The sequence below is a fragment of the Vibrio sp. F13 genome, assembly GCF_020806305.2.
Taxonomy (GTDB): Bacteria; Pseudomonadota; Gammaproteobacteria; order Enterobacterales; family Vibrionaceae; genus Vibrio; species Vibrio crassostreae_C.
Window position 1 is genome coordinate 2632173 of record NZ_CP170175.1, and the last position, 16156, is coordinate 2648328.

At 45.0% G+C, this 16156-nt stretch carries 11 protein-coding genes; 9 read left to right on the forward strand and 2 right to left on the reverse strand.

Annotated features, from left to right (window positions below; genetic code table 11):
• Nucleotides 1-95: 95 nt before the first annotated feature.
• The 4 genes from sucA to sucD all read left to right on the forward strand — a co-directional run bounded on the left by sucA (nucleotide 96) and on the right by sucD (nucleotide 6387).
• Nucleotides 96-2912: a 2-oxoglutarate dehydrogenase E1 component gene (gene sucA, locus LMH68_RS12265; protein WP_017061946.1), complete on the forward strand. Its 2817-nt coding sequence runs from the start codon at nucleotides 96-98 to the stop codon at nucleotides 2910-2912.
• 21 nt (nucleotides 2913-2933) lie between these two features.
• On the forward strand, nucleotides 2934-4142 hold the full coding sequence (odhB, locus tag LMH68_RS12270; RefSeq protein ID WP_017056410.1) for a 2-oxoglutarate dehydrogenase complex dihydrolipoyllysine-residue succinyltransferase: 1209 nt from the start codon (nucleotides 2934-2936) through the stop codon (nucleotides 4140-4142).
• 206 nt (nucleotides 4143-4348) lie between these two features.
• The gene (gene sucC / locus LMH68_RS12275) at nucleotides 4349-5515 is read left to right on the forward strand and encodes an ADP-forming succinate--CoA ligase subunit beta (protein ID WP_019820479.1); all 1167 of its coding nucleotides are present in this window, start codon (nucleotides 4349-4351) and stop codon (nucleotides 5513-5515) included.
• Nucleotides 5515-6387, forward strand: coding sequence for a succinate--CoA ligase subunit alpha (sucD, locus tag LMH68_RS12280; RefSeq protein ID WP_017061945.1), 873 nt, complete (start codon nucleotides 5515-5517; stop codon nucleotides 6385-6387). The genes sucC and sucD overlap by 1 nt, the downstream gene beginning before the upstream one ends.
• Before the next feature lie 114 nt (nucleotides 6388-6501).
• On the opposite strand, the gene znuB is transcribed toward sucD, so the two are convergent.
• Nucleotides 6502-7287 carry a zinc ABC transporter permease subunit ZnuB gene (znuB, locus tag LMH68_RS12285; protein ID WP_017061944.1) on the reverse strand — a complete coding sequence of 262 codons (786 nt, stop codon included), beginning with the start codon at nucleotides 7285-7287 and terminating at the stop codon, nucleotides 6502-6504.
• Nucleotides 7287-8066 carry a zinc ABC transporter ATP-binding protein ZnuC gene (znuC, locus tag LMH68_RS12290; protein ID WP_017061943.1) on the reverse strand — a complete coding sequence of 260 codons (780 nt, stop codon included), beginning with the start codon at nucleotides 8064-8066 and terminating at the stop codon, nucleotides 7287-7289. Before znuC ends, znuB begins: the two co-directional genes overlap by 1 nt.
• Nucleotides 8067-8149: 83 nt before the next feature.
• On the opposite strand from znuC, the gene znuA reads away from it, so the two are divergent.
• The 5 genes from znuA (at nucleotide 8150) to LMH68_RS12315 (ending at nucleotide 16045) form a co-directional block, all read left to right on the forward strand.
• A complete protein-coding gene (gene znuA, locus LMH68_RS12295; RefSeq protein ID WP_017067380.1) occupies nucleotides 8150-9040 on the forward strand; it encodes a zinc ABC transporter substrate-binding protein ZnuA in 891 nt (296 codons plus the stop codon).
• Nucleotides 9041-9309: 269 nt separating this feature from the next.
• Nucleotides 9310-12672 carry a helix-turn-helix domain-containing protein gene (locus LMH68_RS12300; RefSeq protein ID WP_229647167.1) on the forward strand — a complete coding sequence of 1121 codons (3363 nt, stop codon included), beginning with the start codon at nucleotides 9310-9312 and terminating at the stop codon, nucleotides 12670-12672.
• A 650-nt stretch (nucleotides 12673-13322) separates the two neighbouring features.
• A complete protein-coding gene (locus LMH68_RS12305; protein ID WP_004734203.1) occupies nucleotides 13323-13544 on the forward strand; it encodes a FeoA family protein in 222 nt (73 codons plus the stop codon).
• Nucleotides 13545-15818 (forward strand): Fe(2+) transporter permease subunit FeoB, encoded by a 2274-nt coding sequence (gene feoB, locus LMH68_RS12310; RefSeq protein ID WP_229647129.1) that lies wholly within the window; start codon nucleotides 13545-13547, stop codon nucleotides 15816-15818.
• A complete protein-coding gene (locus tag LMH68_RS12315; RefSeq protein WP_017061938.1) occupies nucleotides 15815-16045 on the forward strand; it encodes a FeoC-like transcriptional regulator in 231 nt (76 codons plus the stop codon). The genes feoB and LMH68_RS12315 overlap by 4 nt, the downstream gene beginning before the upstream one ends.
• The last annotated feature ends 111 nt before the right edge of the window (nucleotides 16046-16156 follow it).

A 16156-nucleotide genomic window follows, 5' to 3' on the forward strand; every position in this document is an offset into this window, starting at 1 on the left:
TATATAAAAATTGCCGCCCTAGAAGTTTTGGGGCGGCCTTTTAATAGCTCGGCATAGACCGCAGCAAACGTGAAAACTACTGGTTAAGGGAAAATATGCACAACGGCGTGATGAAGGCATGGCTCGAGTCTTCACACTTGGCTGGCGCCAATGCAACGTACGTAGAAGAACTCTATGAACTGTATCTAAGTGACCCAGATTCGGTAAGTGACGAATGGAGAAGTGTTTTTGAAGAACTGCCTGTGCAAGCTTCAGAGACAGTGGAACAACCACACTCTCGTGTTCGTGAATACTTCCGTCGACTCGCTCAAGAAACAAAGCATTACAGTGTCCAAGTTAGTGATCCAGATGTCGATGCGAAACAAGTAAAGGTTCTGCAACTTATTAATGCCTATCGATTCCGAGGGCATCAAGCAGCAAATCTAGACCCCCTAGGTTTATGGAAAAGAGCGACAGTTGATGAACTGGACCCTTCTTTCCACACTCTTACCGAAGATGACCTCAATGAGACGTTCAACGTCGGCTCTTACGCCATTGGCCAAGAGACGATGGTGCTTAAAGATCTCTACAAATCTCTAAAGCAAACGTATTGTGGCTCTATTGGTGCTGAATACATGCACATGACAAATACAGAGCAAAAGCGTTGGATCCAACAACGTTTAGAGTCTGTATCTGGTCAACCCTCTTTCAACAAAGAAGAAAAGCAAGCTTTCCTAGAAGAGCTAACTGCTGCTGAAGGTCTTGAGCGCTATCTTGGTGCGAAATTCCCAGGCGCAAAACGCTTCTCGTTGGAAGGTGGTGATGCTCTTATCCCAATGACGAAAGAAATTATTCGTCATGCTGGCGGACAAGGCATGCGTGAAGTTGTTGTTGGTATGGCTCACCGTGGTCGTCTAAACATGTTGGTCAACGTGCTTGGTAAAAAGCCACAAGACCTGTTTGACGAGTTTGCGGGCAAGCACGATGACACGTGGGGTACTGGTGATGTGAAATACCACCAAGGCTTCTCTGCGGACTTCGCAACGCCAGGCGGCAACGTTCACTTAGCACTAGCATTTAACCCATCTCACTTAGAAATCGTAAACCCGGTAGTTATCGGTTCAGTACGTGCACGTCAAGATCGCCTTGGTGATAATGATGGTAGCCGTGTACTTCCAATTACTATCCATGGTGACTCAGCTATCGCTGGTCAGGGTGTAGTACAAGAGACGTTTAACATGTCTCAAGCTCGTGGTTTCTGTGTAGGTGGTACGGTTCGTATCGTTGTAAACAACCAAGTTGGTTTTACAACGTCTAACCCTCGCGATACACGCTCTACGATGTACTGTACCGATATCGCGAAGATGGTTCAGGCTCCGATTTTCCACGTTAACTCTGATGATCCAGAAGCGGTTGCGTTTGTTGCGCGTCTTGCATTGGATTACCGTAATACGTTTAAGCGTGATGTTGTTATTGATTTGGTTTGTTACCGTCGCCACGGTCACAATGAAGCCGATGAGCCGAATGCAACACAGCCTTTGATGTACCAAAAAATCAAGAAGCACCCAACACCACGTAAGCTTTACGCTGACGTGCTAATGGAGCGCGGTGAGTTTGGTATTGATACAGCAACTCAGCTAGTTAACGAATATCGTGATGCACTTGATCACGGTGAAGTTGTGGTTAAAGAGTGGCGTCCAATGGCTCTTCACTCAGTAGACTGGTCTCCTTACCTAGGTCACGACTGGAACATCGAGTGGGATAACAAGATTGATATCGAGCGCCTGAAAGAGCTTGGTACCAAACTTTGTCAATACCCGGACAGCCACAAGCTGCAAAGCCGAGTAAATAAACTGTACAACGATCGTACTGCCATGGTGAATGGTGAGAAACAAGTCGATTGGGGTATGGCTGAAACTCTGGCATACGCAACACTTGTTGACGACGGTAAGCGTATTCGTATCTCAGGCCAAGATTCAGGTCGTGGTACGTTCTTCCACCGTCACTCAGTACTGCACAATCAATCAGATGCAAGCACGTATGTTCCTCTTGCGAACATTCATGATAAACAAGGGCCATTCCAAGTGTTTGACTCTGTGTTATCTGAAGAAGCGGTACTCGCATTTGAGTATGGTTACGCGACAGCAGAGCCAAGCGGTCTAACCCTTTGGGAAGCTCAATTTGGTGACTTCGCAAACGGTGCACAAGTTGTTATCGACCAATTCATTTCATCAGGTGAGCAAAAGTGGGCACGTCTATGTGGTCTAACTATGCTGCTTCCTCACGGTTATGAAGGCCAAGGCCCGGAGCACTCTTCTGCACGTCTTGAGCGTTACCTTCAGTTATGTGCTGAACAAAACATGCAGGTTGTTGTTCCTTCAACACCAGCTCAGGTTTACCACATGATTCGCCGTCAGGTTGTTCGACCAATGCGTCGTCCACTGATTGTAATGTCACCTAAGTCATTGCTTCGTCACCCTCTGTGTACTTCTTCTCTTGAAGATTTGGCAGAAGGCACGTTCCAACCAGCTATCGCAGAAATTGATGACCTGGCGCCTGAGAACGTAAAACGCGTCGTGTTCTGTTCAGGTAAGGTTTACTTTGACCTGCTTGACCAAAGACGTAAGAACGAGCAAGACGATGTCGCTATTGTACGTATTGAGCAACTTTACCCGTTCCCTTATGAGGATGTGAGAGCTGCCATCGCACAATACACAAATGTAGTCGATTACGTTTGGTGTCAAGAAGAGCCACAAAACCAAGGTGCTTGGTACAGTAGCCAACATAATTTCCGAGCTGCTATCCCAGTAGGTGCTGATATTCAATACGCAGGTCGTCCTGCATCAGCATCACCAGCTGTTGGCTATATGTCAGTACACTTGAAACAACAAAAAGCGTTAGTTGACGACGCTTTGACCCTACTTAAGAACTAGAAGTAAAAGGAAAATACGCACATGACAATTGAAATTCTGGTTCCAGATTTACCTGAATCTGTGGCTGATGCAACAGTTGCTACTTGGCACAAAAAACCGGGCGAAGCGGTTGCACGTGATGAAGTCATTGTAGATATCGAAACAGATAAAGTAGTTCTAGAAGTACCGGCTCCTGAAGCGGGTGTTCTGGAAGCTATCATCGAAGAAGAGGGTGCTACGGTACTTTCTAAGCAGCTTCTGGCTAAAATCAAGCCGGGTGCTGTCGCTGGTGAACCAACGAAAGACACCACTGAAGATACAGAAGCATCTCCTGATAAGCGCCATAAAGCTGCGCTAACAGAAGAGAACAACGACGCGCTAAGCCCAGCTGTTCGTCGCCTGCTTGCTGAGCACAACCTACAACCAGCTGACGTTAAAGGCACTGGTGTTGGTGGTCGTATTACTCGTGAAGACATCGACGCACACCTAGCAGCAGCGAAAGCGGCTCCGGCAGCAGCATCTGCACCAGCAGTTGAAGCGCCAGCAGCGGCTCGCAGCCAAAAACGCGTGCCTATGACTCGCCTGCGTAAGACAGTTGCAAACCGTCTTCTAGAAGCGAAAAACAGCACAGCAATGCTGACTACTTTCAACGAAGTGAACATGAAGCCAATCATGGACCTTCGTAAGCAGTACAAAGACCAATTCGAGAAACGTCACGATACGCGTCTTGGCTTCATGTCTTTCTACGTGAAAGCAGTAACAGAAGCACTGAAGCGTTTCCCAGAAGTGAACGCTTCTATTGATGGTACAGATATCGTTTACCACAACTACTTCGACATCAGCATGGCGGTATCTACGCCACGTGGTCTAGTGACTCCAGTACTCAAAGACTGTGACACACTAGGTTTCGCTGATATCGAAAAAGGCATCAAAGAGCTAGCAATCAAAGGTCGTGACGGCAAGCTAACGGTTGATGAACTGATGGGCGGCAACTTCACTATCACAAACGGTGGTGTATTTGGTTCTCTAATGTCTACGCCAATCATCAACCCGCCTCAAGCGGCAATTTTGGGTATGCACAAAATCCAAGACCGTCCAATGGCTGTTGATGGCAAGGTAGAGATTCTACCAATGATGTACCTAGCGCTTTCTTACGACCACCGTCTAATCGATGGCCGTGAATCAGTTGGCTTCCTAGTGACCATCAAAGAGCTTCTAGAAGATCCTGCCCGTCTGCTATTAGACGTTTAGTATCGCTAAAACGTCTAGTTAACCCCGTTAGCTAGACGTAAAAAGTTTCAAAGGCTAGGCTGCTCAACGTCTGGCCTTCAATTGAACTGTAAAGCCATTAGAAAATGGACAGCAGTTGTTTTGAGAAGACCCTACAGACGTAACACAGGAAACTGTGTCGTTATGGAAATAATAATCCCTTAAGGGAAAATAAACGGAATATCAAAATGAATTTGCATGAATACCAAGCCAAACAGCTGTTTGCAGAATTCGGTTTGCCTGTACCAGAAGGTTTCGCATGTGATACTGCACAAGAAGCTTTCGAAGCTGCAGGTCGTATCAGTACAGCCAAGAAAGTCGTTAAGTGTCAAGTACACGCTGGTGGCCGTGGTAAAGCGGGCGGCGTAGAGCTACATGACACCAAAGAAGGCGTTAAAGAGTTTGCACAAAAGTGGCTAGGTAAAAACCTAGTGACTTACCAAACAGACGCTAATGGTCAGCCTGTAACTAAGATCCTAGTTGAAGAAGCATCAAACATTGCTAACGAACTTTACCTAGGTGCTGTTGTTGACCGCGCAACGCGTAAAATTGTATTCATGGCGTCAACTGAAGGCGGTGTGGACATTGAGAAAATCGCTGAAGAAACTCCAGAGTTGATTCACCAATCAGCGATCGATCCTCTAGTAGGCCCTCAAGCTTACCAAGGCCGTGAACTGGCGTTCAAACTTGGTCTAGTTGGCGATCAAATCAAACAGTTCGTTAAGATCTTCATGGGTCTTGGCAAAATGTTCTCTCAGTACGACCTAGCTCTACTAGAAATCAACCCGCTTGTCATTACTGGCGAAGGCAACCTGCTTTGTCTAGACGGCAAGATCAACATCGACTCAAACGCGATGTACCGTCAGCCTAAACTACGTGAAATGCACGATCCATCTCAAGAAGATGAGCGCGAAGCACACGCAGCACAGTGGGAACTGAACTACGTAGCACTAGATGGTAACGTTGGCTGTATGGTTAACGGTGCAGGCCTTGCGATGGGTACGATGGATATCGTAAACCTACACGGCGGCAAGCCAGCAAACTTCCTTGATGTAGGCGGCGGCGCGACAAAAGAACGTGTAGCTGAAGCATTCAAGATCATCCTTTCTGATGACAATGTCAAAGCAGTACTCGTAAACATTTTCGGTGGCATCGTTCGTTGTGACATGATCGCTGAAGGTATTATCGGTGCAGTTAAAGAAGTCGGCGTAACAGTTCCTGTAGTTGTTCGTCTAGAAGGTACAAACGCAGACCTAGGTCGCGAAGTACTTGCTAATTCTGATGTTGATATCATTGCAGCTGAATCTCTAACAGATGCTGCTCAGAAAGTTGTTGCTGCTGCGGAGGCTAAATAATGTCTGTATTAATTAACAAAGACACTAAAGTAATCTGTCAGGGTTTCACTGGCGGTCAAGGTACATTCCACTCAGACCAAGCTATCGCATACGGTACGCAAATGGTTGGTGGTGTTTCACCTGGTAAAGGTGGTCAAACTCACCTAGGCCTTCCAGTATTCAACACAGTACGTGAAGCGGTAGAAGTAACTGGCGCAACAGCAACAGTTATCTACGTACCAGCTCCTTTCTGTAAAGATGCAATCCTAGAAGCGATTGATGCAGGTATCGAACTGATCGTAACGATCACTGAAGGTATCCCTACAACAGATATGATCGACGTTAAAGTGAAGCTAGAAGAAACTGGCGTTCGCATGATCGGTCCTAACTGTCCAGGTCTTATCACTCCAGACGAGTGTAAGATTGGTATCATGCCTGGTCACATCCACAAGAAGGGTAAAGTAGGTATCGTATCTCGCAGCGGTACTCTGACGTATGAAGCAGTTAAGCAAACAACAGATGAAGGCTTTGGTCAGTCTACATGTGTTGGTATCGGTGGTGACCCTATCCCAGGTTCAAACTTCATTGATATCTTGAAACTTTTCCAAGAAGACCCAGAAACTGAAGCAATCGTAATGATTGGTGAAATCGGTGGTACTGCGGAAGAAGAAGCGGCTGATTTCATCAAAGCAAACGTAACTAAGCCAGTTGTATCTTACATCGCTGGTGTTACTGCTCCTCCGGGCAAACGTATGGGCCACGCAGGCGCAATCATCTCTGGCGGTAAAGGTACTGCTGAAGATAAATTCGCAGCACTAGAAGCAGCAGGCGTTAAGACTGTTAAGTCTCTTGCTGACATCGGTAAAGGCCTACGTGAAATCACGGGTTGGTAATCAGCTGGCTTTTATCGATTGAGATAGAAGTTAATTGAAACGATATTAAAAAGGCTTGGTCACTGACCAAGCCTTTTTTTATGTTTTCGAGATACGAGATCGTACTGCTAAGTGCTAAGCTCGACTTCTAACCATTTGAGATAGCATAAACATTGCTGCCGCACTGATAACCACAGACGGGCCAGCAGGCGTATCATAGAACCAAGACAAGCTTAATCCACCGAATACAGCGATAGAGCCAATAATTGATGCAAGGAAGGCCATCTGCTCAGGTGTGCTCGAGAACTTCCTTGCCGTTGCTGCAGGAATAATCAGTAGCGATGTCATGATTAACGCACCAACAAACTTCATACCGACAGCAATCACGATACCGACCAATAGCATCAGAATCAGACGCATTAAATCAATGTTGATGCCATCAACCGCCGCGAGATCTTCGTTAACCGTCGTTGATAGTAGTGGTCGCCAAAAGATAGCAAGTACTAATCCAATCACAGCAGCACCCGCATAGATGAACACTAAATCCGTTGGAGATACTGCCAGCAAGTCACCAAATAGGTAGCTCATTAGGTCAACACGAACGTTATCTAAGAAACTGACAGCAACCAAACCAAGTGATAGCGCACTGTGCGCCAAAATACCGAGTAGGGTATCGGTCGCGACCAGCTTTTGTTTTTGTAAAGTCACTAGCAACACGGCCAGCATCAAACAACAAATCAGCAGCGCGAAATACAAGTTAATGTTGAACAGAAAGCCAAGTGCTAAGCCCATCAAAGAAGCGTGAGCAAGCGTGTCACCAAAGTAAGCCATCTTACGCCACACCACGAATGAACCTAGTGGGCCTGCAATTAGTGCAATACCCAAACCCGCCAAAATAGAGGGAAGAAGAAACTCAAGCATTAGTGGTGTCCGTGTTTATGGTTTGAACATTCATGCACGTCGCCTTCGACAGGCTGGCCTGCGAGATCATGATGGTGATGTTCGTGTTGGTGATGATAAAACGCTAGCGTCTCTTGGGTCGCGGTGCCAAAGAGCGCAATATACGAAGGATGGTGTTTGATGTCTGCAGGTGCGCCTGAGCAACAGATGTGGTGGTGTAAACAGATAACATCGTCTGTTTTTGCCATCACTAAATGCAGATCGTGTGAAACCATAAATACGGCACAACCAAAGCGGTGGCGAATGGTGTCAATCAAGTCATACAGGTCTATTTGCCCTTGAACGTCGACGCCTTGAGCCGGTTCATCGAGAACCAGTAGATCTGGTCTTCTTAGCAATGAACGAGCAATGAGCACACGTTGGTTTTCTCCGCCAGATAGCTGGTGCATGTTACTCTTCTGCAGATGTTCAGCACCAACAAGCTTCAATGCTTCAAGGATCTCTTGCTGACTGAAATTGCCAGTGAGTTTTAGAAAACGCTCTACGTTGAGCGGTAGGGAATCATTGAGCTTTAATTTTTGTGGTACATAGCCAATTTTCAGTTTTTTAGCTTTTGTTATTGTGCCTGAAAATTTGGTCTGTAAACCCAGTACCACTTTTACTAATGTCGACTTTCCTGCACCGTTTGGCCCAATCAGGGTGGTGATTCTGCCGCGCTCTAAATTTAGAGAGATGTTGTCTAGAACTTTTCGACCGTCAAATTCGACGCTCACAGAATCTAGTTGGATTAAGTTATCCATGAATAGAACTCATTTGCAATTCGCTAATGTTATAATGTAACATTTACCTCAAGCCTAAGCTACTTTTCTATTATCGAGGGATTATGTCACGTTCATCTTTTATACTTGCTACTTTGCTTTTAGCGCCAAGTGTCGCAAGTGCCAATACTATTCTAACAAGCTTTAAACCAATTCAAATGATTGTGACAGAATTAACGCAAGGCGTTAGTGAGCCGGATGTGTTGATGAACAGCAATGCTTCGCCGCATGATTATGCGCTTAAGCCATCGGATGTCAAAAAAGTTCATAGTGCCGATATGGTCATCTGGTTCGGCCCTGACCTAGAAGCCTTTCTGACTAAGGTGATTGGTTCAAAAGAAAATGTTATCAAGATCAGTGATATTCCCGGAATCAACTTGCGAGAGTTCGGACACGAAGAGCATGACCACGATGCACATGAAGGGCACCACCACGGTAGCCATGACCCGCATTTTTGGTTAGGTATCGAGCAAGTTGAAGTAGCTGCAAAATACATCTCAGCTAAGTTGATTGAATCTGATCCAGACAACGCAATGGCGTACCAAGAGAATCTCGATTCATTCCTGATTGCATTGAAAGAGAAGCAACAGTCTATTCGAGAGCAACTTGCACCCGTGAAAGACAAAGGTTACTACGTTTTTCATGACGCGTATGGTTACTTTGAGCAAGAGTTTGAGCTAAATAACTTAGGTCACTTTACGGTGAGCCCAGAGCGTAAGCCGGGTGCAAAAAGCCTGATCGCTATTAAGAAAACGATAGTACGTGAAAACGTTCAATGTGTGTTTTCTGAGCCTCAATTCACTCCTGCTGTGATTGAATCAGTGACGCGCGGAAGTAACGCAAAACAAGGTCAGCTTGACCCTATCGGTTCAACAGTTGAAGTGAAGAGTGGAAGCTATTTCGATTTTCTTCAGCAACTTACAGATAGCTATACAAGTTGCTTAGACGAGAAGTAAGTCATAAACGAGTATTCTTTACTCTACTTTGCTCTCGTTAATTTATGAATCATGCCGCTTTTTGCGGCATTTTCGTGACCGCTAAGATAAAACCTCCTAACAAATAACAAACCTCCTTTCTCCTTTTCTAATTTCCGCTAAAATGGAAAGATAATAATAAGCACAAAAAAACTCAGTTTTTGGTTTAGCAACGATAAGACGTTGTGGTACCCAAAATTTCATGTGTTGTTGCTGTTCAGGATTAAGAGTTGTATCGAATTATCTTCAAAATGTTCATGTTAATGAGCATTTCATTTAGCGTTCTAGCGGTAAATACCTCGCCCTCCGTTTTCTATCCTTTGCCCGCTCAAGCGCAAGGGAATTTCCTTGCGGCTAAAAACTTGTATTTAGGTGCCGGAGGTGGGCTCTGGGTTCATGATGTGCATGGAAAAGTACTCTTTTACGATGGTCGAACTCTATTCCCTCGCAAGGGAAGCTTACTGCAATTTTCTTCGGAAAGAGTCGCCTTTCTGAACGATGAGTTTTGGACATTTTTCGACAATGAGGTCTATCGACATAACCCTGGAATTGGCAACGAATTGGCGTTTAGCCTAAGTCCCGGCGCTGAAATAGCGAATATCGGTGCATCAGGCGATTATATTTGGGTTACTGACGGCAGTAATTTCTATACCTACAACACTCAATCTTTAGAATTCAACACCTACTCTCTACTTAAACTGTACCGATACAATAACAGCAGTGACATTGCGATTAACGACGCTGAGTGGGTACTATCAAAGTGGGTGCTAGCGACCAGTTCTGGCGTTTACCTTTCAGAGAATCAAGAGTTTACCCATGTCACCGCATCAGACAAAAACCATATTGAGACGGTTTATTTTTCGAATGCTCGACGTGAGTTAGTGATCGGTACTTTAAATGGTGCTGTGATTGTTGATCTCGCGAACCCAGACAAAGAGACCATCGTTAAAGGGTCGCATGTTCTCTCGTTGGCCGAAACTTCGGACCAGTATTGGATTGGTACAGAGCACGGCCTTATTAGCTACAACTTTATTACGGGACAAATTACTCGATTCGAACAAGCCGCTAGTCAAGACTTCTCGTTACCGGGTGAGAAAATATATTCGTTGATAAACGATCATGCTGGTGGTATGTGGGTTGCGACAAACAACGGTATCCGATACTTCTCACTGTTCAGCAAAACCTTCTCGAGAACACCCCTAACTGGAATGGGCATGCATTCGAGTAGTGTGGTGATCAATAAAGTACTGCCTGTCAGTGACCAGTTATCTTGGGTCGCGTCTTCAATGGGGCTCTACTTGGTTGATTCTGAAAGTGAAGAGAACCCAATTCGTGTTTACTCTAACCCTGTTAATGATTTTGAGATCTTTGGCTCTTCCATTTGGTTGGCGACCGAACAAGGTATCATCAGTCTAAATACGGAAACACTACAACCCGAAGCCCTTGATTTACCAAGGCCAATTGAGGGAGTGCGTGTTGAAAACCTTGCGCTTCAAGCCGATAACGTTCTTTGGATGACCTCTGGGCAAAACCTCTATTCGTTATCTATCGAAACCATGAAACTGACGAGTTATGGCACTGACTGGTTAGTCGACAAGTTCTTGCCTGCGAAGATCACCGCTCTCAATGTAGGCTTGCTAGGTCGCATCTATATAGGAACGGATCATGGCTTCTACTCGTTCATTGATAAACGAATTAGCTTTAGTCGTTCCAGCGAACGGTTTGGCAAAGTCGTCGATATTGAAAAAGCGAAGGATGGAGCGCAGTGGTTTGCGAGCAGTTATGGCGTGTATCGAATCCCGGATGACAGCTCTATTATTCAAGAAATCACTCTTGTTGAAGACAATATTAGCCCCAACTGCCTGATAAGCGATGACAATGGTGTTTGGTTAGGCTCTTCGAAAGGCATCAGTTATTACGGATTGGATGGGCAACTGCATAAACACATAGGTTCGCCATTTGGTTTGATCACCAATGAACTGGCGGCAGGAGCGTGTGCTCTTTTTTACAGTCAAGATAGCCAACCTTCGAGGCTTGTTTTCGGCTCAAAGTATGGTGTAGTCAGCGCGTTATCTAACGAGTTACTGGTATCAACTACACCTCATAGCCGTGCCTTGTTGAGTAAGATAAGTGTCGACCAACAAACGGTATCACTTGGCGGGAAAATGGCAGAGCTGGATGAGATTCCTTATGGTTCATCGATGGGGTTTAAGCTAGGTATCTTACCAGCAACGTTCGCACCTGCGATGGAATACCGACTGAGCGACGATGAACCTTGGAGTGAGTTTGAAGGGGGCTTGTTAACGCTCGATCATCTTCTTCCAGGGGATTACACACTTGAAGTGAAGCCGGTTAAAGACTCCCATTATCGCTTTGTGTCAACCAATCAAAGCTTCTCGATTGCGGAGCCTTGGTATCTGACCAATTGGGCTGCAGCAAGCTCTCTGATATTACTGATTGGCGTTGTGACTATCTTAGTCTTTTGGCGTTCGCGTTATGTCACTTTTGCCAACCGGCACTTAAAAGCGCAAGTTGCACTGAAGACAGACCAATTGAGGCACCAAAGCCGGATATTACTCGCCACTAATCAACAGCTTAAAAAGCAGCTATCCGTGAAGAATGCGCTTGTGTCTCACACTGCCAATGAACTCTCTTCTGAAGTGAATCATATTGCTGCGATGCTCCCGAATTGGAATGACGAGCTCGGGAAGTCGCCGATTCTAACCTTGAAAAATGGCTTAGCTCAATTGAGTAATACGCCTCAAGGAGAAGGGCAAGTTTGTTACGATATAATTTTAATCTTAGAGGTGGTACTCAAAGCTTGGCAGGATGACTTAACCAAAGCCGGTATTGAACTGGATATTAAAGTCGAAACAAAACAACGATATGTCTCGTTGCTGTATTTTAATCTCGATATTATCTTCAATAGCTTGGTTGCGAGCATCATCAAGAGAAACTTTAAGTCGCAGAGTATGGTGGTTCTGGTTGAAGAGGTTAAGGAGCATCTTGTTGTAACCATTCGAGATCATGGGATGCCTTTCCCTAAACTGGCATCAAGCATGGGTGACAATACCGGAAAGTCGACCGACCTTAACATCGAAAAGCTGCCGCTATTGATGAATCAGAGCGGTGGTGAGCTTAATGCCTTTGTTTCGGAGTCTCAAAATAAGGTTCAGCTTTCGTGGCCAATTGAGTATCAAGTACTCGACAATCTTGAAGCCAGCACAATTGAACAGATTGAAACCATTAAGCTTGCCGCCTCAACACCAGAGCAACAAAAACTGACAGCGGAACAAGAGTGGAAGAACAGAGTGTCGCAGCTTGTGAGTGAAAACTACGCTGATGCCGAGTTCAGTACTGCAACTGCCGCTAAGTATTTGTTTATGTCTGAGAGAAGCTTACAGAGACGCTTTAAATCGGCTTACAACAAGACCTTCAAAGAGCACTTGAATGAAGTACGTCTAGAGCATGCGTGTGAGCGCTTACTCGCTGGAGAGAAGATCTCTGATGTGGCGTTTGATTCGGGGTTCAATGACCCTTCCTATTTCAGTCAAAGGTTTAAGCACCACTTTGGCATGTCACCATCTAAGTTTGCTGAAAACAACGAAGAGTAGCACGCAGCGGATACTCAGCTAGAACATAAATAAAGATACTTTAGCCTCGACATTCGTGTTGGGGCTTTTTTATGCTTCTACGAGATACGAGATACGAGATACGAGATACGAGATACGAGATACGAGATACGAGATACGAGATACGAGATACGAGATACGAGATACGAGATAAATGGGGAGTTTAAAAAGGTTGTTGGGATAAAACAAAGGGAAGAAAAAAAATATCGTGGCATAGCCGGGGGGACTATACCACGGGTGCCAACGACACCTTCGCTTGCTGCCGGAGTGATATAGCAAAGCCATATCACCTCTGGAATAAAATTAAAGAGAAGTAGTTTCTCTTCGATGGAGTAACTATACGTCCAGCTACTTATTTTACTTATAAAATTAACGACAGATACCTATGAGAAAACCGACATTGTCTCAAGTGGTTGATAATTAATGATTTGTTTTTGTTTGGGAGGGTTTGTACTAGTGAGGTAGTTCTCGATAGTTGTTGAAAGTAACGTTTTTGACGTAAACGTTTTTAACGAAACTTACGAGTATGTATTTTCGAAAACATTGATTTCACACAATAGAATTGTGGGCATGTATGTGTATCATGGCGTTAATAACAATCTTTCTCATTATCAGTCACGAATTGGGTACTTATGAAACTCTCACAACTAGAGCAAGGAAAGGCGGCTTCTATTGTTGCACTAACAGGTTTAACACCAGACGTAAGGAAGAAACTTATGGTCATGGGTATGTTGCCAAAAACCGAGGTGACGCTTATCCGCCGTGCACCTATGGGTGATCCGCTTCAAGTTGAAGTGAGAGGTGTTTCTATCGCCATTCGTGAAAGCATTGCAGAACAAATCGAGGTTATCTAAATGGATTATCAAGTTCTTACCGTTGGTAACCCGAATAGTGGTAAAACAACACTGTTCAACGCACTGACTGGTGCTAAGCAGCACGTTGGTAACTGGGTTGGTGTCACTGTTGAAAAGAAGACGGGTTTATACTCGCACGCTGGTGATCAGTTTCAACTAACGGATTTACCGGGTATCTACGCACTAGACAGTGGTAATGATGCGAACAGCATCGATGAGTCTATCGCGTCTCGCGCTGTTTTAACTCACCCAGCAGATGTGATCATCAATGTTGTCGACGCTAGCTGTCTAGAACGAAGCTTATATATGACATTACAGCTGCGTGAGTTGGGTCGCCCAATGATCGTTGTGTTGAACAAAATGGATGTATTAAAGCGCGAACGTCAGGTGATTAACCTTAAAGCACTAGAGAAAGAGCTAGGTTGCCCAGTTCTAAGCTTGTCTGCAAACGATAAAGGTCAAGTGGTTCGCTTTAAAGAGCGTCTGCATAAACTGCTTGTTCAAGGTGTGAGCCTTGACCCTATCTCTATTGATTACGATGCCGCGTTAGAAGCTCTTATCCCTTCTGTTGAGTCACAATTTGATGATGCTGACGTATCTCACCGAGCGCTAGCGATTCGTGCTTTAGAAAATGATTACTTGGTATTGAATGGTTTAGCCCCACAAACTCGCACTCAAATTGATAGCGTGCGTCTTGGTGCCGATTTCGATATTGACCTTGCTGTTGCTGACGCTAAATACACTTTCTTACATGACCTTTGTAAACGTGTTCGTCGCAGCGAAGGCAAACTAAGCCGTAACTTTACAGAGAAAGCAGACCAATTCATTTTGAACAAATGGGTCGGTATTCCTTTCTTCTTCGTTATCATGTACCTAATGTTCATGTTCTCTATCAATATCGGTAGTGCGTTTATCGACTTCTTCGATATTGGTGTTGGAGCAATATTAGTTGATGGTGGACACCACTTATTAGATGACCATTTACCAGTTTGGTTAGTCACTGTACTTGCTGATGGTATTGGCGGCGGTATCCAAACGGTTGCGACCTTTATTCCTGTTATCGCAGCGCTTTACCTATTCTTAGCGGTACTAGAAAGCTCAGGCTACATGGCTCGTGCTGCATTTGTACTTGATAAAGTGATGCAGAAGATTGGTTTACCGGGTAAAGCATTTGTCCCACTTGTACTGGGCTTTGGTTGTAACGTGCCTTCAATCATGGCAACTCGTACTCTTGACCAAGAGCGCGAACGTAAACTAGCAGCATCAATGGCGCCGTTTATGTCATGTGGTGCTCGTTTACCGGTATACGCACTGTTCGCGGCGGCGTTCTTCCCAGGTGCAGGACAAAACGTAGTATTCGCTCTGTACATCATGGGTATCGTTGCTTCTGTATTTACGGGTTTGTTCCTGAAAAACACGATCTACCCAGGTAGCAGTGATAGCTTAGTGATGGAAATGCCAGATTACGAATTGCCGACAGTGCAAAACGTAATGTTGAAAACTTGGCAGAAGCTGAAGCGTTTCGTACTTGGTGCAGGTAAAACAATCGTGATGGTTGTGGCTATTCTTAGCTTCCTAAACTCTCTAGGTATGGACGGCAGCTTTGGTAACGAAGATAGCGAAAACTCAGTACTGTCTAGAGCAGCTCAAGTTGTAACACCTGTATTCCAACCAATTGGTATTACTGAAGAGAACTGGCCTGCAACGGTTGGTATCATCACAGGTATTTTCGCTAAAGAAGCCGTTGTTGGTACATTAAATAGCCTATATACAACGCCTTCTGATGAAGAAGCAGCTGAGTTTGACTTAGCAGTAAGCCTGCAAGAAGCGGTAATGACGATCCCTGAAAACCTAGCCGGATTGAGCTACTCAGATCCATTAGGTATTGAAGTTGGCGACTTGTCTGACTCTAATTCTGTAGCAGCTGACCAAGAAGTCGATACCTCTATCTTTGGTAACTTGAAAGACAAGTTTGTATCTGGTCATGCGGCATTCGCTTACTTGATTCTTATCCTGCTTTACACGCCTTGTGTGGCCGCGATGGGTGCTTATGTTCGTGAATTTGGTCAGACGTTTGCACGCTTCATCGCGGTTTGGACGATGGCTCTTGGTTACTTTGGTGCGACTTTCTACTACCAAGCGGCAAACTTTGCTGCGCATCCTGTGACAAGTGCAGTATGGATGGTGGCGATTGCTGGTGGTTTTGTGGTGACGTATCGCGTCTTCAAGAAAGTGGGCAGTAAGCAGAAAGCACTAGAGGTGCAAGTAGTATGATTTTAACTGAACTTCATCAATACATTGATAGCCACGGCGTTGCGGCTCGTAAAGAGCTCGCTGCAAAGTTTGGCATGAGTGAAGATGGCGTCGATGCGATGCTGAGTGTTTGGGTCAAGAAAGGGAAAGTTTCTCGCTTGGTCGATACGAATAAGCATGGTCATACAACGCGTATTCGCTACACCATCAGCAAACAAGATGGTTTGTCGCTTAACGTGATGATGTAGTTCGGTCTTCAGACTCTCGTTGAAAAAGGCGAGATTAGAAAATGACAAAGCCGCTTATCTAAGATGAGCGGCTTTTTGTTATGTGTCTTTTCTGAAGTGTTTTGCTTTAAA

Excerpts from the sequence above, each read along its gene's own strand:
- sucA (WP_017061946.1), top strand. The coding sequence starts at position 96 with ATGCACAACGGCGTGATGAAGGCATGGCTCGAGTCTTCACACTTGGCT.
- odhB (WP_017056410.1), top strand. The coding sequence starts at position 2,934 with ATGACAATTGAAATTCTGGTTCCAGATTTACCTGAATCTGTGGCTGAT.
- sucC (WP_019820479.1), top strand. The coding sequence starts at position 4,349 with ATGAATTTGCATGAATACCAAGCCAAACAGCTGTTTGCAGAATTCGGT.
- sucD (WP_017061945.1), top strand. The coding sequence starts at position 5,515 with ATGTCTGTATTAATTAACAAAGACACTAAAGTAATCTGTCAGGGTTTC.
- znuB (WP_017061944.1), bottom strand. The coding sequence starts at position 7,287 with ATGCTTGAGTTTCTTCTTCCCTCTATTTTGGCGGGTTTGGGTATTGCA.
- znuC (WP_017061943.1), bottom strand. The coding sequence starts at position 8,066 with ATGGATAACTTAATCCAACTAGATTCTGTGAGCGTCGAATTTGACGGT.
- znuA (WP_017067380.1), top strand. The coding sequence starts at position 8,150 with ATGTCACGTTCATCTTTTATACTTGCTACTTTGCTTTTAGCGCCAAGT.
- LMH68_RS12300 (WP_229647167.1), top strand. The coding sequence starts at position 9,310 with ATGTTCATGTTAATGAGCATTTCATTTAGCGTTCTAGCGGTAAATACC.
- LMH68_RS12305 (WP_004734203.1), top strand. The coding sequence starts at position 13,323 with ATGAAACTCTCACAACTAGAGCAAGGAAAGGCGGCTTCTATTGTTGCA.
- feoB (WP_229647129.1), top strand. The coding sequence starts at position 13,545 with ATGGATTATCAAGTTCTTACCGTTGGTAACCCGAATAGTGGTAAAACA.
- LMH68_RS12315 (WP_017061938.1), top strand. The coding sequence starts at position 15,815 with ATGATTTTAACTGAACTTCATCAATACATTGATAGCCACGGCGTTGCG.